General features: G+C 71.9%; 16 protein-coding genes. 12 read left to right on the top strand and 4 right to left on the bottom strand.

The window, feature by feature from the left end; genetic code table 11:
* Positions 1–48 precede the first annotated feature (48 nt).
* The 9 genes from Sco07f_RS20865 to Sco07f_RS20825 all read left to right on the top strand — a co-directional run bounded on the left by Sco07f_RS20865 (position 49) and on the right by Sco07f_RS20825 (position 12,866).
* Entirely contained in the window at positions 49–3,765 is a 3,717-nt protein-coding gene (locus Sco07f_RS20865) for a ThuA domain-containing protein (protein WP_108988749.1), read from the top strand.
* 227 nt (positions 3,766–3,992) lie between these two features.
* Positions 3,993–5,195, top strand: coding sequence for an inositol-3-phosphate synthase (locus tag Sco07f_RS20860; protein WP_108988748.1), 1,203 nt, complete (start codon positions 3,993–3,995; stop codon positions 5,193–5,195).
* Complete coding sequence (locus Sco07f_RS20855) at positions 5,192–6,283, top strand: SCO3242 family prenyltransferase (RefSeq protein WP_108988747.1); 1,092 nt, start codon at positions 5,192–5,194, stop codon at positions 6,281–6,283. Before Sco07f_RS20860 ends, Sco07f_RS20855 begins: the two co-directional genes overlap by 4 nt.
* A complete protein-coding gene (locus Sco07f_RS20850) occupies positions 6,280–7,341 on the top strand; it encodes a sugar phosphate isomerase/epimerase family protein (RefSeq protein WP_108988746.1) in 1,062 nt (353 codons plus the stop codon). Before Sco07f_RS20855 ends, Sco07f_RS20850 begins: the two co-directional genes overlap by 4 nt.
* Before the next feature lie 13 nt (positions 7,342–7,354).
* Complete coding sequence (locus Sco07f_RS20845) at positions 7,355–8,098, top strand: EboA domain-containing protein (RefSeq protein ID WP_108988745.1); 744 nt, start codon at positions 7,355–7,357, stop codon at positions 8,096–8,098.
* On the top strand, positions 8,098–8,946 hold the full coding sequence (locus Sco07f_RS20840) for a TatD family hydrolase (RefSeq protein ID WP_007389009.1): 849 nt from the start codon (positions 8,098–8,100) through the stop codon (positions 8,944–8,946). The genes Sco07f_RS20845 and Sco07f_RS20840 overlap by 1 nt, the downstream gene beginning before the upstream one ends.
* Positions 8,947–8,949: 3 nt before the next feature.
* The gene (gene eboE / locus Sco07f_RS20835) at positions 8,950–10,125 is read left to right on the top strand and encodes a metabolite traffic protein EboE (RefSeq protein ID WP_108988744.1); all 1,176 of its coding nucleotides are present in this window, start codon (positions 8,950–8,952) and stop codon (positions 10,123–10,125) included.
* Positions 10,122–11,537, top strand: coding sequence for an alkaline phosphatase family protein (locus Sco07f_RS20830; RefSeq protein WP_108988743.1), 1,416 nt, complete (start codon positions 10,122–10,124; stop codon positions 11,535–11,537). The genes eboE and Sco07f_RS20830 overlap by 4 nt, the downstream gene beginning before the upstream one ends.
* A gap of 114 nt (positions 11,538–11,651) precedes the next feature.
* Positions 11,652–12,866: a sugar phosphate isomerase/epimerase family protein gene (locus tag Sco07f_RS20825; RefSeq protein WP_108988742.1), complete on the top strand. Its 1,215-nt coding sequence runs from the start codon at positions 11,652–11,654 to the stop codon at positions 12,864–12,866.
* A gap of 82 nt (positions 12,867–12,948) precedes the next feature.
* On the opposite strand, the gene Sco07f_RS20820 is transcribed toward Sco07f_RS20825, so the two are convergent.
* The 4 genes from Sco07f_RS20820 to Sco07f_RS20805 form a co-directional block, all read right to left on the bottom strand.
* Entirely contained in the window at positions 12,949–14,328 is a 1,380-nt protein-coding gene (locus Sco07f_RS20820; RefSeq protein WP_167468165.1) for an OFA family MFS transporter, read from the bottom strand.
* Between the two features lie 122 nt (positions 14,329–14,450).
* Entirely contained in the window at positions 14,451–16,595 is a 2,145-nt protein-coding gene (locus tag Sco07f_RS20815; RefSeq protein WP_108988860.1) for an acetate--CoA ligase family protein, read from the bottom strand.
* Positions 16,596–16,599: 4 nt separating this feature from the next.
* Positions 16,600–17,841, bottom strand: a complete 1,242-nt coding sequence (gene frc / locus Sco07f_RS20810; RefSeq protein WP_108988740.1) for a formyl-CoA transferase — start codon at positions 17,839–17,841, stop codon at positions 16,600–16,602.
* An 11-nt stretch (positions 17,842–17,852) separates the two neighbouring features.
* A complete protein-coding gene (locus tag Sco07f_RS20805) occupies positions 17,853–19,535 on the bottom strand; it encodes a thiamine pyrophosphate-binding protein (protein ID WP_108988739.1) in 1,683 nt (560 codons plus the stop codon).
* Positions 19,536–19,678: 143 nt separating this feature from the next.
* Here Sco07f_RS20805 and sucC point away from each other — a divergent pair, with 143 nt between their 5' ends.
* Genes sucC through Sco07f_RS20790 form a run of 3 tightly spaced genes read left to right on the top strand, consistent with a single transcriptional unit; the run spans position 19,679 to position 23,360 of the window.
* Complete coding sequence (sucC, locus tag Sco07f_RS20800; RefSeq protein ID WP_108988738.1) at positions 19,679–20,830, top strand: ADP-forming succinate--CoA ligase subunit beta; 1,152 nt, start codon at positions 19,679–19,681, stop codon at positions 20,828–20,830.
* Between the two features lie 14 nt (positions 20,831–20,844).
* A complete protein-coding gene (gene sucD / locus Sco07f_RS20795) occupies positions 20,845–21,771 on the top strand; it encodes a succinate--CoA ligase subunit alpha (RefSeq protein ID WP_108988737.1) in 927 nt (308 codons plus the stop codon).
* Positions 21,768–23,360, top strand: a complete 1,593-nt coding sequence (locus Sco07f_RS20790; RefSeq protein WP_108988736.1) for an aldehyde dehydrogenase family protein — start codon at positions 21,768–21,770, stop codon at positions 23,358–23,360. The genes sucD and Sco07f_RS20790 overlap by 4 nt, the downstream gene beginning before the upstream one ends.
* Positions 23,361–23,386 lie beyond the last annotated feature (26 nt).

The raw sequence follows: 23,386 nt of genomic DNA, 5'->3' as shown, positions 1-23,386 counted from the left end.
CTTCGCACCCATCCCAGTACGGCCCACCCCCGTTCCCGGAGGGACTTCGTGCACAGAACCAGACTCAAAGGCACCGGCACCACCAGGCGCCCCAGACTCCGCACCACCCTCGCCCTGTTCACCGGCCTGCTGCTGGCCGTGGGCACCCCGGCGACCGTCGCCGGCGCCCACCCGGGCCACCCGGAGCACGACGAGACGGCGGCCGCCGCCGAGGGTCAGTTCCAGCAGGTACCGCTCGCCAAGGGCGAGCCCGAGATGGGCGAGCCGATGTCGCTCGCGGTGCTCCCGGACCGCAGCGTCCTGCACACCGCCCGCGACGGCACACTGCGCCTGACCGACCAGGGCGGCGTCACCAAGGTCGCCGGCAAGATCCCCGTCTACAACCACGACGAGGAGGGCCTCCAGGGCGTCGGCATCGACCCGGACTTCGAGAACAACCGGGCGATCTACCTCTACTACGCCCCGCCGCTCGACACCCCCGCGGGCGACGCCCCGGAGAACGGCACCGCCGAGGACTTCAAGCCGTTCGACGGCGTCAACCGCCTCTCCCGCTTCGTCCTCAACCCCAACGGCACGCTGGACATGTCCAGCGAGAAGAAGGTCCTGGACGTCGCGGCCTCCCGCGGCACCTGCTGCCACGTCGGCGGCGACATCGCCTTCGACGCCGAGGGCAACCTCTACCTCTCCACCGGCGACGACACCAACCCGTTCGCCTCCGACGGCTACACGCCGATCGACGAGCGCGCGGACCGCAACCCGGCCTTCGACGCCCGCCGCAGCGCCGGCAACACCAACGACCTGCGCGGCAAGCTGCTGCGCATCAAGGTCGCCGAGGACGGCTCGTACACCATCCCGGAGGGCAACCTCTTCGAGCCCGGCACCGAGAAGACCCGTCCCGAGATCTACGCGATGGGCTTCCGCAACCCCTTCCGGATCAGCGTCGACAAGAAGACCGGCACGGTCTACGTCGGCGACTACGGCCCCGACGCCGGTGCCGCCGACCCGAAGCGCGGCCCCGCCGGGCAGGTCGAGTTCGCGAAGGTCACCAAGGCCGCCAACTTCGGCTGGCCCTTCTGCACCGGCGACAACGACCCGTACGTCGACTACGACTTCGCCACCAAGACCTCCGGCGAGACCTTCGACTGCGCCGCCCCGAAGAACACCTCGCCGCACAACACCGGCCTCACCGACCTGCCGCCCGCGCAGGCCGCGTGGATCCCCTACGACGACGACTCCGTGCCCGAGTTCGGCAGTGGATCCGAGTCCCCGATGGGCGGCCCGGTCTACCGCTACGACCCGGAGCTCGACTCCAGCGTGAAGTTCCCCGAGGAGTACGACGGGGACTTCTTCGCCGGCGAGTTCGGCCGCCGCTGGATCAAGCGGATCGAGCAGACCGAGGACGGCGCGGTCTCCAAGATCAACGACTTCCCGTGGACCGGCACTCAGATCATGGACATGGAGTTCGGCCCCGACGGCGCGCTCTACGTCCTGGACTACGGCCTGTCCTGGTTCCAGGGCGACAAGGACTCCGCCCTGTACCGGATCGAGAACGCCGCGGACGGCTTCTCGCCGATCGCCGAGGTGAGCGCGAACAAGACGTCCGGCGCGGCCGGACTGAAGGTCGCCTTCACCGCCACCGCCAAGGACGCCGACTCCCCGGACCTCACCTACGGCTGGGACTTCGGCGACGGCACCAAGGGCGAGGGGCTGAACCCCACCCACAAGTACAAGAAGGTCGGCACCTACACCGCGACCTTCACCGCCAAGGACCCCGAGGGCAACACCGGCAACGCCAGCGTCCGGATCGTGGTCGGCAACACCGAGCCCAAGGTGGTCATCGAGACCCCCGGCAACGGCACCCTGCTTCCCATGGGGCAGCCCATCCCCTTCAAGGTGAAGGTCACCGACCCCGAGGAAACGATCGACTGCTCCAAGGTCAAGGTCGCCTACAGCCTGGGCCACGACTCCCACGCCCACGAGCTGACCAGCGAGATGGGCTGTGAGGGCACCCTCAACCCGCCGCCCGGTGACGGCGGCCACGACCCCAACGCCAACATCTACGGCGTCGTCGGCGCCAGCTACACCGACGGCGGGGCGAACGGCCAGGAGGCCCTGACCGGCACCGCCCGCACCGTGATCCAGCCCCCGCACCGCCAGGCCGAGCACTTCAGCACGCAGCAGGGCGTGTCGCCGATCGACAAGACCGGCGCCAACGGCGGCAAGACCGTCGGCGACATCAACGACGGCGACTGGATCTCCTTCACCCCCTACAAGTTCGACGGGCAGAAGAAGCTGACCGTCCGGGCCTCTTCCGGCGGCACCGGCGGCTACATCGAGGTCCGCACCGGCTCGCCCACCGGCAAGCTGCACGGCTCGGCGTACATCCCGCCGACCGGCAGCTGGGAGACCTTCCAGAACGTCGACGTACCGCTGCGGTCCCTGCCCAGGAAGACCACGGACCTCTACCTGGTCTTCAAGGGCGGCGAGGGCGCGCTGTACGACATCGACGACTTCGAGTTCTCCAAGGAGCCGTTCAAGGCCGGCAAGAAGGTCCTGGTCTTCTCCAAGACCGCGGGCTTCCGCCACGACTCCATCCCGACGGGCATCGCCGCCCTGAAGGAGCTGGGCACCCCGGCCGGCATCTCGGTCACCGCGACCGAGGAGGCCGGACAGTTCACCACGGCCAACCTCGCCAAGTACGACGCGGTCGCCTTCCTGTCCACCACCGGTGACGTCCTCAACGCCGACCAGCAGAAGGCGTTCGAGAACTACGTCAAGAACGGCGGCGGCTACATGGGCATCCACGCCGCCGCCGACACCGAGTACGACTGGGAGTTCTACGGCGGCCTCGTCGGCGCCTACTTCCACTCGCACCCGGCCGTCCAGAAGGCCACCGTCCGCGTCGAGGACCACGACCACCCGGCCACCGCGCACCTGGACGACGCCTGGGAGCACACCGACGAGCTGTACAACTACCGCACCAACCCGCGCGAGCAGGCCAAGGTCCTCGCCACCCTCGACGAGACCACCTACGAGGGCGGGAACATGAAGGGCGACCACCCGATCGCCTGGTGCCAGAACTACGGCGGCGGCCGCTCCTTCTACACCGGCCTCGGCCACACCAAGGAGTCCTACGCGGACGAGGCCTTCCGCGGCCACCTGCTCGGCGGCATGCAGTACGCCACCGGCCAGGTCAAGGCCAACTGCAAGCCGTCCAAGGGCTACCGGGACATCTTCAACGGCCAGACCCTGGAGGGCTGGAAGCAGGCCGGCCCCGGAAAGTTCAACGTCAAGGACGGCGTCCTGGAGTCCGAGGGCGGCATGGGCCTGCTCTGGTACCAGGCCAAGGAACTGAAGTCGTACTCGCTCAAGCTCGACTGGAAGATGCGGGGCGACGACAACTCCGGCGTCTTCGTGGGCTTCCCGGCCTCCGACGACCCCTGGTCCGCCGTGAACAAGGGCTACGAGATCCAGATCGACGCCACGGACGCCGTGGACCGCACCACCGGTGCGATCTACACCTTCAAGGCGGCGAACATCAAGGCCCGTGACCAGGTTCTGCGGCCGCCCGGCCAGTGGAACTCCTACGAGATCAAGGTCCGGGGCGAACGCCTCCAGGTGTTCCTCAACGGAGTCAAGATCAACGACTTCACCAACAAGGACCCCGAGCGGAGCCTGACCGACGGCTACATCGGCCTCCAGAACCACGGCGCCGACGACCAGGTCTCCTTCCGCAACATCCAGCTCAAGGAACTGCCCTCCTAGGGCGAACCGCCCCCGAGGGGTGACCTCTTCCAGGGGCGCCCGCTCCTCGGGGGCAACCGGAACGGCGACGGGCGGAGGACGCCGGACCTCCGCCCGCCGTCACCCGGCACGGCTCGGCTCTCCCGGCCGGGCCACCTCTCCGGCGGTGCCACCTCTCCGGCCGTACCGCCCCCTCCGGCCGTACCACCGCTCGTGTGTGCTCGACGCGCTCGACAAGGAGGCTGCCCATGTCCGCGTCCCCCTCTGCTTCCTCCCACGGCTCCCGTACCGGTGTCTGGCTGATCGGAGCCCGTGGTTCCGTCGCCACCACGGTGGTGGCGGGCTGTGCCGCCGTGACCGCGGGGCTGCACGCCCCGACCGGCATGGTCACCGAGACCCCCGACTTCGCCGGGACGGGACTGCCCGCGCTCGCGTCCCTCGTCTTCGGCGGCCACGACACCGTGGACTGCCCCCTGCCCAAGCGGGCGGAGGCCCTGGCCGCCGGGGGTGTGCTGCCGCACGGGCTGCCCTCGGCCGTGGGCGCCGAACTGGCCGCGGCCGACCGCGAGATACGCCCCGGAGGGCCGCTGCCCGGCGACACCCGCGACGAGGAGGAGCTGATCGCCGCGTTCGCCGCGGACATCACCGACTTCGCGCGGCGCTCGGGAGCGGAGCGGACGGTGGTCGTGAACGTGGCCTCCACCGAGCCCGCGCCCACCGGGGGAGCCCTGCCCGCCAGCTCCCTCTACGCCGCCGCAGCCCTGCGCGCCGGCTGCCCCTACGTCAACTTCACCCCGTCGACCGGCCTGCACCACCCGGCACTGGCCGCACCGGCCGGGGCGAGCGGGCTGCCGTACGCCGGCCGGGACGGCAAGACCGGCCAGACCCTGCTGCGCTCGGTGCTGGGCCCGATGTTCGCGCAGCGGGCGCTGGCGGTGCGCGCCTGGTCGGGCACGAACCTGCTGGGCGGCGGCGACGGCGCCGCGCTGGCCGACCCGGCGGCGGCCGCGGCGAAGAACGCCGGCAAGGAACGCGTGCTGGCCGACACCCTCGGCGCGCCCGTCGAGGGCGAGGTCCACATCGACGACGTGCCCGCGCTCGGCGACTGGAAGACCGCCTGGGACCACATCGCCTTCGACGGCTTCCTCGGCGCCCGCATGATCCTCCAGACCACCTGGCAGGGCTGCGACTCGTCCCTCGCCGCACCGCTCGTCCTCGACCTGGCCCGCCTGGCCGCACGCGCCCACCAGAAGGGACTGTCCGGCCCGCTCGGCGAACTGGGCTTCTTCTTCAAGGACCCGATGGGGGACGGGCCGTCCTCCCTGGCCGAGCAGTACCGCGAGCTGAAACGCTTCGCCGGACGCCTGTCGGACGACCCGGGGGACGGCTCGCCGGGCGACGGCGACGGCGGTGGCGGCGGCGACGCCGTCGGGCACGGGGCGGGGCGATGAACCGCGCCGTCCCCGCCGCGCGGGGCCGGTCCGCGCGGGAACCCGCAGCGGCACGGGCGCAGGCCCCCGGCCCCCGGGCCCCTGCCTCGGCCCCCGGCAGCCCCGAGCCGGCTACGCCCCGGGCCCCGGGATCCCGCACCCCCCGCACGGACGGCGGCATCGGCGCCTGGGCCGAACTGCTGCGGCTGCCCGCCCTGTTCACCGTGCCCGGCGACGCCCTGGCCGGTGCGGCGGCGGCCGGTGCCCGGCCGGGACCCCGCACCCTGCTCGCCATCGGCTCCTCCCTGTGCCTGTACGAGGCCGGCATGGCGCTCAACGACTGGGCCGACCGCGAGGAGGACGCCGTGGAGCGCCCGCACCGCCCCCTCCCGTCCGGCCGCGTCCGCCCCGCCGCCGCTCTCACCGCGGCCGGTGCCCTCACCGGCGCCGGGCTGGCGCTGGCGGCCGGTGCCGGCCGGCCCGCCCTCGCGGTCGCCGCACCGCTGGCGGCCACCGTCTGGGCCTACGACCTCGCCCTGAAGCACACGCCGGCCGGTCCAGCCGCCATGGCGGCTGCGCGCGGCCTCGACCTGCTCCTGGGCGCGGCCGCCACCGGGGGCGGCACCCGGGCCGCGCTGCCCTCGGCCGCGCTGCTCGGCAGCCACACCCTCGCGGTCACCGCCGTCTCCCGCCGGGAGACCACCGGCGGCTCGGCCCTGGCACCGCTGGCCGCCCTCGCCACGACGGGGGCGCTGGCCGGGCTGGCCGCCCGCCGCCGCAACCTACTCCCGGCAGGCCGGCGGGCAGCAGCCGCCCCCGGCCTGTCGGGCTCCACCCCGGCACCGGGTGTCACCGACGCCCTCGGGGCAGGGCTGAGCGCCGTCTACGCCGCGACGGCCGCCCGCCCCTACTTCCACGCCGCGCTCAACCCCTCACCCCCGCTCACCCAACGCGCCGTGGGCGGCGGCATCCGGGCCACGATCCCGCTCCAGGCCGCGCTCGCCGCCCGCTCCGGTGCCGGCGCCACGTCCCTACTGATCGCGGCCCTTGCCCCGGCCGGCCGGTGGTTCGCGAGAAGGACCGCTATGAGGAAGGTGAGCATCACATGAGCCGGAACCCGGAGCAGGAGCGGAACCGCGAGCCGAACCGCGAGCCGAACCGCGAGCCGAACCGGGGCCCGGACGAGGCCGGAGCCGCTCCCGGGGCCGGGGCCGCTCCCGGGGCCGTTCCCGGGAAGGCGGCGGAGGCCGGGGACCGGGCGGGGGGAGGGGCCGTCGCGTCCCCGCTCCGCTTCGGCTACGGCACCAACGGCCTCGCCGACCTGCGCCTCGACGACGCCCTCGCCCTCCTCGCCGACCTCGGCTACGACGGCGTGGGACTGACCCTCGACCACATGCACCTCGATCCGCTCGCCGACGACCTCGCCGCCCGCACCCGCCGGGTCGCCGCGCGGCTGGACGCGCTCGGTCTGGACGTCACCGTGGAGACGGGCGCCCGCTACGTGCTCGACCCGCGCCGCAAACACGGCCCCTCCCTGCTCGACCCGGACCCGGAGGACCGCGCCCGCCGCACCGACCTCCTCGTCCGTGCCGTCGGCGTCGCCGCCGACCTCGGTGCCCACGCCGTGCACTGCTTCAGCGGCGTCACCCCCGCGGGCACGGACGAGGACACGGCGTGGAAGCGGCTGGCCGAGTCCCTCGCCCCGGTGCTGGACGCCGCCGCCACCGCGGGCGTCCCCCTCGCGGTGGAGCCGGAACCGGGACACCTCCTCTCCAGCATCGCCGACTTCCACACCCTGCGCCGCACCCTCGGCGACCCCGAACTCCTCGGACTCACCCTGGACATCGGCCACTGCCAGTGCCTCGAACCGCTCCCTCCCGCCGACTGCGTGCGCGCCGCCGCCCCCTGGCTGCGCCACGTGCAGATCGAGGACATGCGCCGCGGCGTCCACGAACACCTCCCCTTCGGTGACGGCGAGATCGACTTCCCGCCCGTCCTCGAAGCCCTCGCCGCCACCGGCTACCAGGGCCTCACCGTCGTCGAACTGCCCCGCCACTCCCACGCGGGACCCCACCACGCCGAACGCTCCCTCCCGTTCCTGCGGCGCGCCGCCCCGGCGTCACCGCCCCGCACCAACCGCTCGGGCGAGCCCTCCGCCACCCACTGAAGGGAGCCACCCCATGACGCAGCCACACGCCGCCCACGCCACCCCCGACACCCAGGGCGCGGACGGCACCCCCGCCGGGCACGCCGGACCGGACCAGGGCACCACCCCCGCCCACGTCCCGCTGGCCGAACTGCGGGCAGCGCTGGCCACCCGGCTCGACGGAGCCGCCCGTGCCTGGCTGGACCAAGCCCTCGACGAGGCCGCCGCCCACCCCGGCACCCACGGCCCCATCTCGGTGTGGGAGCTGCGCCTCGCCGAGGCCGGCCGCCGCTGCGGGCCCGCCCACGCCGACGCCGCCCGCGTCCTCGTCCTGCACGCCGCCCGCGCCGACACGGACGCCCTCACCCGGGTCTACACCCAGGGCACCGCCGACGAACGCCGCGCCGTGCTGCACGCCCTGCCCCACCTCGTGCCGGGACCGGACGCCCTGCCGCTCGTCGAGGACGCCCTGCGCACCAACGACACCCGGCTCGTCGCCGCCGCCCTCGGCCCCTACGCAGCCCGGCACCTCGACGCCCACCAGTGGCGGCACGCCGTACTGAAGTGCCTGTTCACCGGTGTCCCCGTCGCCGACGTGGCGGACCTCGCCCGCCGGGCCCGGGGCGACGGCGAACTCGCCCGGATGCTCGCCGACTACGCCGCCGAACGCACCGCCGCGGACCGCACCGTCCCCGAAGACCTGCACCGCGTCCTGGCCCTGACCGAGTCCGGACGCCCCGCGCCCGGCACGGCCGACCCCCACGGCAAGGAGTCCTGATGCGCATCTTCGACCCCCACATCCACATGACCTCCCGGACCACCGACGACTACGAGGCCATGCACGCCGCCGGTGTCCGCGCCGTCGTCGAACCCTCCTTCTGGCTGGGCCAGCCCCGCACCTCTCCCGACTCCTTCCGCGACTACTTCGACGCCCTGCTCGGCTGGGAGCCCTTCCGCGCCGCCCAGTACGGCATCGCCCACCACTGCACGATCGCCCTCAACCCCAAGGAGGCCAACGACCCCCGGTGCCTGCCCGTCCTCGACGAACTGCCCCGCTATCTTGTCAAGGACCGGGTGGTGGCGGTCGGTGAGATCGGCTACGACTCGATGACCCCCGCCGAGGACACCGCGCTCGCCACCCAGCTCCAGCTCGCCGCCGACCACGGGCTGCCCGCCCTCGTGCACACCCCGCACCGCGACAAGCTCGCCGGGCTGCGCCGCACCCTCGACGCGGTCCGCGAGTCCGCCCTGCCCACGGAGCGGGTGCTGGTCGACCACCTCAACGAGACCACCGTCAAGGAGGCCAGGGACAGCGGCGCCTGGCTCGGCTTCTCCGTCTATCCGGACACCAAGATGGACGAGGTCCGGATGGTCGCCCTGCTGCGCGAGTACGGCCCGGAGCGGGTGCTGGTGAACTCCGCCGCCGACTGGGGCAGGAGCGACCCGCTCAAGACCCGCAAGGTGGGCGACCTGATGCTCGCCGAGGGATTCACCGAGGACGACGTGGACCGGGTGCTGTGGCGCAACCCCGTCGCCTTCTACGGGCTCAGCGGACGCCTCGAACTCGACGTGGCCTCCGGGGACGCCACGCACGAGGGCAACTCCATCCTGCGCGGCGGGGAGTGAGCCATGCGCTTCCGGCACCCCGACGGCTCCACCGTCCACCTCGCCTACTGCACCAACGTCCACCCCGCCGAAACCCTCGACGGCGTCCTCGCCCAGCTCCGCGACCACTGCGAGCCGGTCCGCAAACGCCTCGGCCGCGACCGCCTCGGCATCGGGCTGTGGCTCGCCCGCGACGCCGCCCACGCCCTGGGCACCGACCCCGCCGCGCTGCGCGGCCTGCGCACCGAACTCGACCGGCGCGGCCTGGAGGTCGTCACCCTCAACGGCTTCCCCTACCAGGGCTTCGGCGCCGAAGAGGTCAAGTACCGCGTCTACAAGCCGGACTGGGCCGACCCCGAACGCCTCGAGCACACCACCTCCCTGGCCCGGCTGCTCGCCGGACTGCTGCCCGACGACGTCACGGACGGCACCATCTCCACCCTGCCGCTCGCCTGGCGCACGGCCTACGACGAGCCTCGCGCCGACCGGGCCCGCGCAGCCCTGGTCACCCTCGCCGAACGCCTCGACGCCCTCGAGGAACTGACCGGCCGCTCCATCCGCGTCGGCCTGGAACCGGAACCCGGCTGCGTCGTCGAGACCACCCATGACGCCATCGCACCGCTCACCGCGATCGGCCACGACCGTATCGGCGTCTGCGTCGACACCTGCCACCTCGCCACCTCCTTCGAAGATCCGGACACCGCCCTGGACGCCCTCACGGCCGCCCGCGTACCCGTCGTCAAGTCCCAGCTGTCCGCCGCGCTGCACGCCGAACACCCCGCCGACCCCGCGGTCCGCGAAGCCCTCGCCGCATTCGCCGAGCCGCGCTTCCTGCACCAGACCCGCACCACCACCCCCTCCGGCGGCCGGCAGGGCACCGACGACCTCGACGAGGCCCTCGCGGACGGCGGCCCCCTGCCCCCCACCGCGCCCTGGCGCGCCCACTTCCACGTCCCCCTGCACGCGGCCCCCGCCGCACCCCTCACCTCCACCCTTCCGGTACTCAAGGCCGCGCTGACCCGGCTGGTCGGCGGCCCGCACCCCCTCACCCGGCACCTGGAGGTCGAGACCTACACCTGGCAGGCCCTCCCGCCCGAGCTGCGGCCCCGCGCCCGCGCCCAGCTCACCGACGGCATCGCCGCCGAGCTGACCCTCGCCCGCGACCTGTTGACGGACCTCGGCCTGAAGGAACTGCCATGACCGCACCCGCCCACCCCGACGGATCACCCCACCCCGACGGACCCACCCCCCTCCTCGTCCTGGACGTCGTGGGCCTCACCCCTCGTCTCCTCGACCACATGCCCCACCTCAAGCAGCTCGGCCAGTCCGGTTCCCGCGCCCCGCTCGGCACCGTCCTGCCCGCCGTCACCTGCGCCGCCCAGTCCACCTTCCTCACCGGCACCACGCCCTCCGAGCACGGCATCGTCGGCAACGGCTGGTACTTCCGCGAACTCGGCGACGTCCTGCTGTGGCGCCAGCACAACGGACTCGTCTCGGGAGACAAGCTCTGGGACGCCGCCCGCCGCGCCCACCCCGGCTACACCGTCGCCAACATCTGCTGGTGGTACGCCATGGGCGCCGACACCGACATCACCGTCACCCCCCGTCCCGTCTACTACGCCGACGGCCGCAAGGAACCCGACTGCTACACCAGGCCCCCGGCCCTGCACGACGAACTCACCGACAAGCTCGGCACCTTCCCCCTCTTCCACTTCTGGGGACCCGGCGCCGACCTGGTCTCCAGCCAGTGGATCATCGACGCCACCCGGCACATCATGGCCACCCGGCACCCCGACCTGACCCTCTGCTACCTCCCTCACCTCGACTACGACCTCCAGCGCTTCGGCCCCGACGACCCGCGCTCCCTCAAGGCCGCAGCCGACCTGGACGCGGCCCTGGCCCCGCTCCTCGACGACGCCCGCGCCGAGGGCCGCACCGTCGTCGCGCTCTCCGAGTACGGCATCACCTCCGTCAGCCGGCCCGTGGACATCAACCGCGCCCTGCGCCGGGCCGGGCTCCTCGAGGTGCACACGCAGGACGGCATGGAGTACCTCGACCCGATGGCCTCCCGCGCCTTCGCGGTCGCCGACCACCAGATCGCCCACGTGTACGTCCGCCGCCCGGAGGACCTCGACGCGACCCGAGCCGCCCTGGAGGGGCTGCCCGGAATCGCCGAACTCCTCGACGACGAGGGCAAGAAGGCCCAGCACCTCGACCATCCGCGCGCCGGTGAACTCGTCGCCGTGGCGGAGCCGGACGCCTGGTTCACGTACTACTACTGGCTCGACGACGACCGGGCGCCCGACTTCGCGCAGCTCGTCGAGATCCACCGCAAACCCGGCTACGACCCGGTCGAGCTCTTCATGGACCCCCTCGACCCCTACGTCAAGGTCAAGGCGGCCGGCGCCCTGGCCCGCAAGAAACTCGGCATGCGCTACCGCATGGCGGTCGTGCCTCTCGACGCGTCACCTATTCGAGGCAGCCACGGCCGCCTCCCCGCGAGCGACGACGACGGTCCGCTCCTCATCTGCTCCACCCCCCGCGCCGTCGGAGACCGCGTCGCGGCCACCGACGTGAAACAACTCCTGCTCCGGCTGGCCGGACTCGGCTGACGCACCACGTCGTACACCCGCCGAAATCCGACTACTGAGAGTGAAACACACGGCACTGACAATGGCCCGTCCGAGCCGCATCGGCGCAGGCCACGACCCAGAAGGCAGGCACCCGTGACCCCGTTCACCGACCCCTCCCGCACCGACGCCGGCACCGACCCGGCCGCCGACGGCCCCGGCGAGAGCCTGCGCCGCACCCTCGGCGTGAACCGGCGCCGTTTCCTCAGCACCTGCACCGCCGTGGCGGCCGGCGCCGTCGCGGCCCCCGTCTTCGGCGCCTCCCCGGCCCTCGCCCACGGCCGGGACAGAGACCACGACCACGACCATGGCCATGGGCACGGCCACGGCCAGATCCTCGTCCCGGCGGACAAGCGCGGCATCATCCTCTACACCGTCCGCGACGCCACCGCCCGCGACCCTCTGGCCTCCGACCTGCCCTCCGGCTTCCGCGAGGTCTTCAAGCAGCTGTCCCGCCACGGCTACCGCCAGGTCGAGTTCGCCGGCTACCGCCAGCACGCCAACGCGCCGGGCGGTGCCGACCTGGAGTCCGTCGAAGGCGCCCGGCTGCTGCGCTGCTGGCTCGACGACTACGGCCTGCGCGCCCAGGGCAACCACGGCTTCATCCCGTCCTCGTGGCCGCTGACCACGGCGGACAAGGACACTTTCAAGAAGCACCTGGAGATCGCCAACATCCTCGGCATGGACCACATGGGCACCGGCGGCGACCCCACCGGCAGCTCCTACCGCGCCGACTGGGACGTGGCCGCCGACAAGTGGAACGCACTCGGCGCGATCGCCCACCGGGAGGGCATCAAGCTCTACACCCACAACCACGACAGCGCCTACGGCTTCCTGCTCGACGGCGGCCCGCTGGACGACCAGGGCCGGCCGACCCGCAGCTCGGGCATCCGGAAGCTCGAGTACTTCCTGAAGATCACCGACCCGAGGGTCGTCTGGCTGGAGATGGACATCTTCTGGGCGCACGTCGCCCAGTACAAGTTCCACGAGTACACCGCCCACGACGGCTCCACCAGGAAGAACGTCTTCGACCCGGCCGGCCTGGTCGTCCGCCACAACCGGCGCTACCCGCTGTTCCACGCCAAGGACGGCGTCGTGAGCACCACCAACGGCATGGGCTACGACATGGTGCCCTTCGGGACGGGCGTCATCGACTACACGACGTTCTTCTCCCGGGTCGGGCTGCGGAACTACCACAACCCGATGGTCGAGGACGACAACTCCCCGAGCGCCACCGACCCCGCGCAGTCGCTGCGGGAGGCCAAGATCAGCTACGACAACATGGCGGCCCTGCGCAAGCGGCGCCGCTGACCCGGAACACGGACCGGGCGGCCCCTCCCGCAGTACGCGGAAGGGGCCGCCCGGTCCGTGCCTGGAAGACTTCGCCCTCCGGTCACCCCTCGCCGAGCGGTCGGGGATTGGGCGTGACGCGCTTGCTCTTCGGGCGCCCCGGCGGCCGCAGGGACAGCGCCACGATCCCGGCGAAGAACGAGATGCAGCCCGCCAGGGTGTAGGCGCCGTTGTAGCCCCAGGCCGCGACGACCACGGATCCCATGCCGGCACCCAGGCCGGAGACGAGCTTGGAACTGTAGACCATCCCGTAGTTGGTGGCGTTGTTGTTCTCACCGAAGTAGTCCGCGGTCAGCGCCGCGAACATCGGGAAGATGGCACCGCCGCCGAAGCCGGAGACGGCGGAGAAGAGCAGGAACAGTGGCAGGTTCTTGGTCTCGGCCGACAGGATGATGCCGAACTGGGAGAGACCCAGGATGGCGCACACGTAGAGAAGGCACCGCTTGCGGCCGTAAAGGTCGGACAGCCAGCCGATGACGCCGCGCCCGGTGCCGTTGACGATCGCCTTCAGCGACATCGCGGTGGCCACGATTCCGGCCGCGAAGCCCGCCTCCTCACCGATGTCGACCTGGAAGGCGATGCCGAAGATGTTCACGCCGGAGGTGCAGGCGAGACAGAACCACATCAGCGCCACCCGGCCGGTCCTCCACGCCTCCATCGGGGAGTACTGCTTGACGGCCGGAGGGTTCTTCTCCAGCGAACGTCGGGCCCGCGGGTCGGCCGGCGGGTTCAGCGGGTCGACGGCGGCCGGCCACCAGTTCTTCGGCGGGTCCCGGAAGTAGAAGCCGGCGAGCGCCACCATCGCGGCGAGGAAGACACCCGCCGAGACCAGCACCCAGCGGAAGTTGGAACCGTCCATGTACCCGTGGAAGATGAACACGAACGGCACCGAGCCGTAGGCGAAGCCGCCGTTGACGAAGCCGGTCTTGCCGCCCCTGCGCTCCGGGTACCACTTGCCGACCATGTTGACGCAGGTCGCATACACCATCCCCGCGCCCATGCCGCTGAACACGCCGAACCCGATGAAGGCCACCGCGACATGCGGCGCGAACGCCAGCGACAGGTAGCCGAGCAGCGTGCCGGCCGAACCCAGCATCATCGCCCAGCGCGCGGGCAGTTTGCCGCTCTCACGCAGCCGTCCCGCCGGAAAGGCGACCGCGGCCTGGCAGAACACCCAGGCGGTCATCATCCAGTAGATGCTGCCGCTGGACCAGTGGTGGGCCTCGTGCAGCGTGTCCTCGGCGGACGCGAACGCGTACTCGGCGGACGAGATGCCCATCATGCCGATCCAGGGCAGGATCACCATCCACTTGCGCTTGCGCCCCATGATGTCGATGTCGGACTCGCCCACGCGATAGACGCGCCCGTTCTTGTCGGTCACCTCCCGGTAGCCGGCGACCCGTGTGACATCGGTGGTTGTCATGTCGTTTGCACCCCTAGCGTCGAAAGCTCTGGCCAGCGCCCCCTGTCCAATGCCTTTCGTGCGCGCGCGGGTCCCGGGGGCCGGGCGACGCGCACCCGTCGCCGGCCCCTCGCCGTCTCACGTCATGAACCGCCCCCCAACAACCCCGCGGCCCGGGCCCACCGGTACTTGGCGCCCAGGACGGCCACCGGCTTCTCGGTCGTGTACGGGTACGCCACGACCCCGCGCTCGAAGAGGTACTGGCACGCCTCCTCCACCTCCACGTCGCCCGCGAGGGAGGCCACCACGGGCTTCTCGACGCCGCGCGCACGGAACTCCTCCACCACGCGCGCGGTGAGTTCGGCGAACACCATGGGAGGCGTGACGATGGTGTGCCAGTAGCCGAGGACGAGCGCGTGGACGCGCGGATCCTCCAGACCGAGCCGGATCGTCGCCTCGTACGTCGACGGGGGCTCGCCCCCGGTGATGTCCACCGGGTTGCCGGCCGCACCGAACGGCGGGATGAAGGCGCGGAACGCCGTGTCCAGGTCGGGCGGTATCTCCATCAGCGACAGCCCGTTGTCCGTCACCGCGTCGGAGAGCAGCACCCCGCTGCCGCCGGCCCCGGTGATGATCACCACGTTGTCGCCCCGGGGAGCGGGGAGCACCGGCAACGCGCGCGCGTACTCCAGCATCTCGTTCAGTCCCGGCGCCCGGACGACACCGGCCTGGCGCAGGATGTCGTCGTACACGGCGTCGTCCCCGGCGAGCGCCCCGGTGTGCGATCCGGCGGCCTTCGCGCCCGCCGCCGTACGGCCCGCCTTGAGCACCACGACCGGCTTCTTCGGTACGGTCGCGCGCGCGGCCTCGACGAAGGCGCGGCCGTCCTTGAGGTCTTCCAGGTGCATCGCGATGCACTCGGTGTGCGGGTCCTCGCCGAACCAGGTCAGCAGGTCGTCCTCGTCCAGGTCCGACTTGTTGCCCAGGCCCACGATCGCCGACACGCCGGTCCTCGTGGTCCGTGCGAAGCCCAGGATCGCCATGCCGATGCCGCCCGACTGCGAGGTCAGCGCGACGCCGCCCTTCACGTCGTACGGCGTGCAGAACGTGGCGCACAGGTCCTGCCAGGTCGAGTAGTAGCCGTAGATGTTCGGACCCAGCAGCCGGATGCCGTGCCGCTCGGCGACCGCGACGATCTCGTCCTGGAGCGCCTGTTCCCCGGTCTCGGCGAAACCGGAGGGGATGAGGACGGCGTTGGGGATCCGCTTGCGCCCCACCTCCTCCAGAGCCGCCGCCACGAACCGCGCGGGGATCGCGAAGACCGCCACATCCACCTCACCGGGAACGTCGGTGACACTCTTGTACGCCTTGCGGCCCAAGATGTCATCGGCCTTCGGGTTCACCGGGTGGATCTCGCCCGCGAAGCCGCCGTCGACGAGGTTGCGCATCACCGAGTTGCCGATCTTCCCCGGCTCGCCCGACGCGCCGATCACCGCCACCGAAGAGGGCTGCATCAGGCGGCGCATCGAGGTGAGGATCTCCTCGCGCGTGTACCGACGCCGCTCCTTCGGCGTGCCGGTCGCGAGGATCACCCTGATGTCGGCGGCGACCGCACCCTCGGGCGTGGCGATCACCGGGTTGAGGTCCACCTCGGCGATCTCGGGGAAGTCGGCCACCAGTTCGGAGACCCGGCGGATCTGCTCCGCCACCGCCCACCGGTCCACCCCGGCCTGCCCACGCACCCCGCGCAGCACTTCGGCCGCCCGGATCGAGTCCAGCATGGACAGCGCCTCGTCCGGGTCCACGGGCGCGAGCCGGAACGTGACGTCCTTCAGGACCTCGACCAGCACCCCGCCGAGCCCGAACGCGACGACCTTTCCGAATGTCGGATCGGTGACCGCACCGACGATGACCTCCTGCCCCTGCGGCAGCAGCTCCTGGACCTGCACGCCCTCGATCCGCGCGGAGGCGTCGTACGCGCGTGCGTTGTCGACGATCCGGCAGAACGCCGCCCGCACGTCCGCCGCGCCCTCCACCCCGACGACCACACCGCCGGCGTCGGTCTTGTGCAGGATGTCCGGCGAGACGATCTTCATCACCACCGGTCCGCCGAACCGGGCCGCGCACGCCACCGCCTCGTCCACGTCCCGCGCCAGCTCCTCGCCCGGTACGGCGATCCCGTAGGCGTCCGCGAGCACCTTGCCCTCGGGAGCGGTGAGCGCGGTGCGCCCCTCGGCCCGTACGGCGTCCATGAGGCCGCGCACCCGCGCCCGGCGGTCCTCGGCCATCACGTCAGATCACCCCGTTCGACTTGAGCAGCCGCAGTTCCTCGTCGCCGAGGCCCAGCTCGCCGACGTAGACCTCCGCGTTGTGCTCGCCGAGCAGCGGCGAACTGGTCACCTCCACCGGGGAGTCCGAGAGCTTGAGCGGGCTGCCCACGGTCACGAACTCGCCCCGCTCGGGATGGGGGACGGTGACGACCATCTCGTTGGCGACCAGGGAGTCGTCCTCGATGATCTCCTTCGTGGACAGGATCGGCCCGCACGGGACGTTGTGCGCGTTCAGCCGCTCCAGCACCTCCCACTTGGGGAGGGTGGACGACCACTCCTCGATCAGCTGGAACATCTTGTTCAGCTTCGGCAGCCTGGCCTGCGGGGTCGCCCACTCGGGGTCGTCCGCCAGCTCGGGCCGGCCGATCAGCTCGCTCAGGGGCCGCCAGCCGACCGGCTGGACGATGACGTACACGTAGTCGTTCGGACCGCCCGGCGCGCACTTGACCGCCCAGCCCGGCTGCCCGCCGCCGGACGCGTTGCCGGACCTGGGAACCTCGTCGCCGAAGTCCTCGTTGGGATATTCGGCGAGTGGACCATGGCTCAGGCGCTGCTGGTCGCGCAGCTTCACCCGGCAGAGGTTGAGCACCGCGTGCTGCATGGCCACGTTCACCCGCTGACCACGTCCGGTGTGCTCCCGCTGGTACAGGGCGGCGAGGATGCCCGCCACGACGTGGACGCCCGTGCCCGAGTCCCCGATCTGGGCCCCCGTCGCCAGCGGCGGTCCGTCCTCGAAACCGGTGGTGGACATCGATCCGCCCATGGCCTGCGCGACGACCTCGTACGCCTTGAACGCGGTGTACGGGCCCTCGCCGAACCCCTTGATGGAGGCGTAGACGATCCGTGGATTGATCTCCTTGACGCGGTCCCAGGTGAAGCCCATCCGGTCGATCGCGCCCGGTCCGAAGTTCTCGACCATGACGTCGGAGCGCCGGATCAGCTCGGTGAGGATCTCCTTGCCGCGCTCGGTCTTGGTGTTCAGGGTGATGCTCCGCTTGTTGCAGTTGAGCATCGTGAAGTAGAGGGAGTCGACGTCCGGCAGATCGCGGAGCTGCCCCCGCGTGATGTCGCCGTGCGGCGCCTCCAGCTTCACGACGTCGGCGCCGAGCCAGGCGAGCAGCTGTGTCGCCGAGGGTCCGGACTGCACGTGCGTCATGTCCAGGACGCGGATGCCCTCAAGAGCCTTCGCAGGCGTGCCTGTCATGGGGGGTCACCTCACTTGTACATCGTCTGGTTCATGGTTCCGGGGGCGTACGCGTCCGGGTCCACCCAGATGTTGATCAGGGACGGCTTGCCGGACTCGCGGGCCCGGCGCAGCGCCGGGCCGATGTCGGCGGGGTCGCGGACCTCCTCGCCGTGGCCGCCCAGCATCCGGGCGAACTCGTCGTAGGGCACGTCGCCGAGCGTGTTGCCGACCCGCTCGCGCTCCTTGCCGTACTTCACGGCCTGGCCGTAGCGGATCTGGTTCATCGAGGAGTTGTTGCCGACGATGCCGACGAAGGGGAGGTCGTAGCGGACCAGAGTTTCGAAGTCCCAGCCGGTGAGCGAGAAGGCGCCGTCGCCGAACAGGGCGACGACCTCCTTGTCGGGCCGCGCCTGCTTGGCGGCCAGCACGAAGGGGACGCCGACGCCGAGCGTGCCCAGCGGGCCCGGGTCCATCCAGTGGCCCGGCGACTTGGGCTGCACGACCTGCCCGGAGAAGGTGACGATGTCGCCGCCGTCGCCGATGTAGATCGAGTCCTCGGTGAGGAAGTCGTTGATCTCACTGACCAGTCGGTACGGATGGATGGGCGAGGCGTCCGACCTGAGCTGCGGCAGCCGCTTGTCCAGCGCCGTCCGCTCGGCCGCGCGCAGCTCGTCCAGCCACTCCTTGCGCTTCGCCGCGCCCCCGTTGATCCGCCCGGACGCCGCCTCGGTCACCGACTTCAGCACCAGCCCCGCGTCGCCGACGATGCCGAGGTCGATGTCGCGGTTCTTGCCGACGGTGCGGTAGTCGAGGTCGATCTGCACGACGGTCGCGTCCGGGGAGAGCCGCTTGCCGTAGCCCATGCGGAAGTCGAAGGGCGTGCCGACGATCACGATCACGTCGGCGTTGGAGAAGGCGTAGCGGCGCGAGAGCTGGAAGTGGTGCGGGTCGCCCGGCGGCAGGGTGCCGCGGCCGGCGCCGTTCATGTACGCCGGGACGTTGAGCGTGCGGACCAGTTCGGCGGCGGCCTCGGTGGCGCGCGTCGTCCACACCTGGCTGCCCAGCAGAACGGCCGGCTTCTCGGCCTGCACCAGCAGGTCGGCGAGCTTCTCGACGGCCTCGGGGTCCCCGGCCGACCGGGTGGAGGCGCGGTAGGCCCCGGCCTGCGGCACCCGCGCCTTCTCCACCGGCACCTTGGCGTCCAGCACGTCGCGCGGGATCTCCAGGAAGGAGGGTCCCGGTGCCCCGTGGTAGCACTCGCGGAACGCCATCGACACCATGTCGGCGGCGCGGGCCGTGTCCGGCACGGTCGCCGCGAACTTGGTGATCGGCGTCATCATGTCGACGTGCGGCAGGTCCTGGAGGGACCCCATCTTGTGCTGGGTGTGGGCGCCCTGGCCGCCGATCAGCAGCATCGGCGACTCGGCGCGGAAGGCGTTGGCGACCCCGGTGACGGCGTCGGTGGTGCCCGGTCCCGCGGTGACCACCGCGCAGCCCGGTTTGCCGGTGATACGGGCGTATCCGTCGGCGGCGTGCGCGGCGACCTGCTCGTGGCGTACGTCGACGACCTCGATGCCCTCGTCGACGCAGCCGTCGTAGATGTCGATGATGTGGCCGCCGCACAGCGTGTATATGCGGTCGACCCCCTCTGCCTTGAGTGCCTTGGCAACGAGGTGGCCGCCGGAGATGACGTCCTGGGTGTCGTCGGGCATGGCGAAGTCCTGTCCCTTCACGAGGGGTTGGGGCGCTCTCGCGGTACATTGCATACAGTCGACGAATACTGTATGAAGCTTGTTATCCCGCATCCGGTGGGTGGTGTCCAGGGGGCGTGCGGCACTTTCAGTCAGGAGCCGAGATGGACCTGTACGAACACCAGGCAAGGGAACTCTTCAAGGAACACGGGATCGTGGTGCCGAGGGCCGAGGTCACCGACTCGCCCGAGCGGGCGCGGGAGATCGCCCGCGCACTCGGCGGACGCGCCGTCGTCAAGGCGCAGGTGAAGACCGGTGGACGCGGGAAGGCGGGCGGTGTGCGGCTCGCCGCCGACCCTGCCGAGGCGGAGGAGGCGGCACGGGGCATCCTCGGCATGGACATCAAGGGCCACACGGTCGGCACCGTCATGCTGGCCGAACCCTGCGCCATCGAGCGGGAGTTCTACGTCTCCTACGTCCTCGACCGCGCTTCCGGCGGCTTCCTCGCCATCGCCTCCGCGGAGGGCGGCATGGAGATCGAGGAGGTCGCCGCCCGGCGGCCCGAGGCCGTGGCACGCATCCCCGTCGACCCCGCCACGGGCGTGCACACGGCCACCGCGGTACGCATCGCCGACGCGGCCGGCCTGCCCCCGCAGACCGTCGACACACTGGTGCGGCTGTGGAAGGTGCTGGTCCGCGAGGACGCCCTCCTCGTCGAGGTCAATCCGCTGGTCAGGACGGTCGAGGGCCGGATCGTGGCCCTCGACGGCAAGGTCACCCTCGACGACAACGCCCGCTACCGCCAGTCCCGCTGGGGTGACGAGAAGTCGGCGTCCGCCGACTCCCTGGAGGCGCGGGCCGACGCCAAGGGCCTCAACTACGTCAAGCTCGACGGGGAGGTCGGCGTCATCGGCAACGGCGCCGGGCTGGTCATGTCGACGCTCGACGTGGTCGCCGGCTGCGGCGCCCGCCCCGCCAACTTCCTCGACATCGGAGGCGGCGCCTCCGCCCGGGTCATGGCCGACGGACTGTCGGTCGTCCTCTCCGACCCCGGCGTGAAGTCCGTCCTCGTCAACGTCTTCGGCGGCATCACCGCCTGCGACGCGGTCGCCGACGGCATCGTCCGGGCTCTGGACGAGGTCCGGCCCACCAAGCCGCTCGTCGTACGCCTCGACGGCAACAACGCCGCCCGGGGCCGGGCCCTGCTCGACGCACGCGCGCATCCCCTGGTCGAACAGGCCACCACCATGGACGGCGCCGCCCGCCGTGCCGCCCGGCTCGCCACCGCGGCAGCCACCCCCGGACAAGCCGGATAAGGAGACAGGACGACATGGCGATCTACCTCACCAAGGAGAGCAAGGTCCTCGTCCAGGGCATGACCGGTGCCGAGGGCATGAAGCACACCCGCCGCATGCTGGCCGCCGGCACCGACGTCGTCGGTGGCGTCAATCCGCGCAAGGCCGGCCGCAGCGTCGACTTCGACGGTCGTGCCGTCCCGGTCTTCGGCTCGGTCGGCGAGGGCATCGAGCACACGGGCGCCGACGTCACCGTCGTCTTCGTGCCGCCCGCCTTCGCCAGGGCCGCGGTCGTGGAAGCCGCCGACGCCGGCATCGGCCTCGCGGTCGTCATCACCGAGGGCATCCCCGTCCATGACGCCGTCGCCCTCACCTCCCACGCCAGGGCCAGGGGGACCCGCGTCATCGGCCCCAACTGCCCCGGGCTGATCACCCCCGGCCAGTCCAACGCGGGCATCGTCCCGCCCGACATCGCCAAGCCCGGCCGCATCGGCCTGGTCTCCAAGTCGGGCACACTCACCTACCAACTCATGCACGAGCTGCGGGACGTCGGCTTCTCCACCTGCGTCGGCATCGGCGGCGACCCGGTCGTCGGCACCAGTCACATCGACTGCCTCACCGCCTTCCAGGACGACCCCGACACCGAACTGATCGTCCTCATCGGCGAGATCGGCGGCGACGCGGAAGAGCGTGCGGCGGCACACATCCGCGAGCACGTCACCAAGCCCGTCGTCGGCTACATCGCCGGGTTCACCGCGCCCGAGGGCAAGACCATGGGCCACGCCGGCGCCATCGTCTCCGGCTCCTCGGGTACGGCGCGGGCCAAGAAGGAGGCGCTGGAGGCGGCCGGCGTACGGGTCGGGAGCACACCGACCGAGACGGCACGGCACGTACTCGAGGCACTCGACGTACTCGGAGGTGCCGCACCGGACGACGCGGCCCGTGACGGAGCCCGCGCATGACGGCGGCCGGCGCCCGGGACCTCGCGGCCCGGGACACCACGGCCCAGGGCACCGCGGACCTCACCCTCAAGTCCGGCACATCCTGGGCCGAAGCCTGGCTCCGCTGCCGCGCCGTCGCGCCCGAGGCGTTCCGCGACGACCGGGTCCTCAACCTCTGGGACGCCGGCTGGCGGGCGGACGGCCGGGTCCTGCCGGCCACCAGCCCGGTCGACGGCTCCCCGATCACCGGTCCGCCCCGGCTCGACGCCGCCACGGCCCAGCACGCTGTACGCGCCTCGCTGGACCAGCACCGGGCCTGGCGCCACGTCCCGCTGCCCGAACGCCGCGCGCGCGTCGCGGCCACCCTCGACGCCCTCGCCCAGCACCGCGAACTGCTCGCGCTGCTGCTGGTCTGGGAGATCGGCAAACCCTGGCGTTCGGCGCGGGCCGACGTCGACCGGGCCGTCGACGGCGTGCGCTGGTACGTGGACGGCATCGACGGCATGCTCGACGGGCGCGCCCCGCTGGACGGCCCGGTGTCCAACATCGCGAGCTGGAACTACCCGATGAGCGTGCTCGTTCACGCAATGCTGGTACAAGCACTGGCGGGCAACGCGGTCATCGCCAAGACCCCGACCGACGGCGGCGTCGCCTGCCTGACGCTGGCCTGCGCGCTCGCCGCCCGCGAGGGACTTCCCGTCACCCTCGTCAGCGGCAGCGGCGGCGAGCTCTCCCAGGCGCTGGTGCGGGCGCCCGAGACCGGCTGCGTCTCCTTCGTCGGCGGCCGGGACACGGGTGCCGCCGTCGCCACCGCCCTCGCCGACCTGGGCAAGCGGCACATCCTCGAACAGGAAGGACTCAACACCTGGGGCATCTGGAACTTCACGGACTGGGACGCGCTCACGCGGCAGATCCCGAAGCTCTTCGACTACGGCAAGCAGCGCTGCACCGCCTACCCGCGCTTCGTCGTCCAGCGGCAGTTGTTCGACGCGTTCCTCGCGGCCTACCTCCCGGCGGTCCGCAGCCTGCGCGTCGGCCACCCGCTCGCCGTCGCGGCACCGGACGACCCGTTCCCGGCGCTCGACTTCGGGCCGGTGATCAACGCCGCCAAGGCCAAGGAGCTCCAGGACCAGGTCGCCGAAGCCGTCGACCGCGGCGCCGTCCCGCTGCACCGCGGCAGCGCGGCCGACGGCCTGTTCCTGCCCGGCCAGGACACGTCGGCCTACGTCCAGCCGGTCACGCTGCTGAATCCGCCCCGGTCCTCACCGCTGCACCACGCGGAGCCCTTCGGCCCCGTCGACACCATCGTCCTGGTCGACACCGAGGCCGAACTGCTCGCCGCGATGAACGCCTCCAACGGCGCGCTGGTGGCCACCCTGTCCACCGACGACCCGGCGACGTACCACAGGCTGGCGCCGCAGATCCGGGCGTTCAAGGTGGGCCACGGGGTACCGCGCTCCCGCGGGGACCGCGACGAGCTGTTCGGCGGGCACGGCGCGTCCTGGCGCGGTGCCTTCGTGGGCGGTGAGCTGCTGGTGCGCGCCGTGACGCGCGGCCCGGCCGGGGAGCGGCTGCCGGGCAACTTCCCGGACCACCACCTCATGCCGTAAGGGGACCGAGGGGTGGGTGGTCCCGG

The organism is Streptomyces coelicoflavus, from assembly GCF_003112555.1.
Taxonomy (GTDB): Bacteria; Actinomycetota; Actinomycetes; order Streptomycetales; family Streptomycetaceae; genus Streptomyces; species Streptomyces coelicoflavus.
The sequence above is the reverse complement of the archived record's forward strand: the minus strand, read 5'-3'. Positions and strand labels throughout refer to the sequence as shown.

Excerpts from the sequence above, each read along its gene's own strand:
- Sco07f_RS20815 (WP_108988860.1), bottom strand. The coding sequence starts at position 16,595 with ATGGCCGAGGACCGCCGGGCGCGGGTGCGCGGCCTCATGGACGCCGTA.
- eboE (WP_108988744.1), top strand. The coding sequence starts at position 8,950 with ATGCGCTTCCGGCACCCCGACGGCTCCACCGTCCACCTCGCCTACTGC.
- Sco07f_RS20830 (WP_108988743.1), top strand. The coding sequence starts at position 10,122 with ATGACCGCACCCGCCCACCCCGACGGATCACCCCACCCCGACGGACCC.
- sucC (WP_108988738.1), top strand. The coding sequence starts at position 19,679 with ATGGACCTGTACGAACACCAGGCAAGGGAACTCTTCAAGGAACACGGG.
- Sco07f_RS20845 (WP_108988745.1), top strand. The coding sequence starts at position 7,355 with ATGACGCAGCCACACGCCGCCCACGCCACCCCCGACACCCAGGGCGCG.
- Sco07f_RS20855 (WP_108988747.1), top strand. The coding sequence starts at position 5,192 with ATGAACCGCGCCGTCCCCGCCGCGCGGGGCCGGTCCGCGCGGGAACCC.
- Sco07f_RS20805 (WP_108988739.1), bottom strand. The coding sequence starts at position 19,535 with ATGCCCGACGACACCCAGGACGTCATCTCCGGCGGCCACCTCGTTGCC.
- Sco07f_RS20820 (WP_167468165.1), bottom strand. The coding sequence starts at position 14,328 with ATGACAACCACCGATGTCACACGGGTCGCCGGCTACCGGGAGGTGACC.
- Sco07f_RS20860 (WP_108988748.1), top strand. The coding sequence starts at position 3,993 with ATGTCCGCGTCCCCCTCTGCTTCCTCCCACGGCTCCCGTACCGGTGTC.
- Sco07f_RS20790 (WP_108988736.1), top strand. The coding sequence starts at position 21,768 with ATGACGGCGGCCGGCGCCCGGGACCTCGCGGCCCGGGACACCACGGCC.
- frc (WP_108988740.1), bottom strand. The coding sequence starts at position 17,841 with ATGACAGGCACGCCTGCGAAGGCTCTTGAGGGCATCCGCGTCCTGGAC.
- sucD (WP_108988737.1), top strand. The coding sequence starts at position 20,845 with ATGGCGATCTACCTCACCAAGGAGAGCAAGGTCCTCGTCCAGGGCATG.
- Sco07f_RS20850 (WP_108988746.1), top strand. The coding sequence starts at position 6,280 with ATGAGCCGGAACCCGGAGCAGGAGCGGAACCGCGAGCCGAACCGCGAG.
- Sco07f_RS20840 (WP_007389009.1), top strand. The coding sequence starts at position 8,098 with ATGCGCATCTTCGACCCCCACATCCACATGACCTCCCGGACCACCGAC.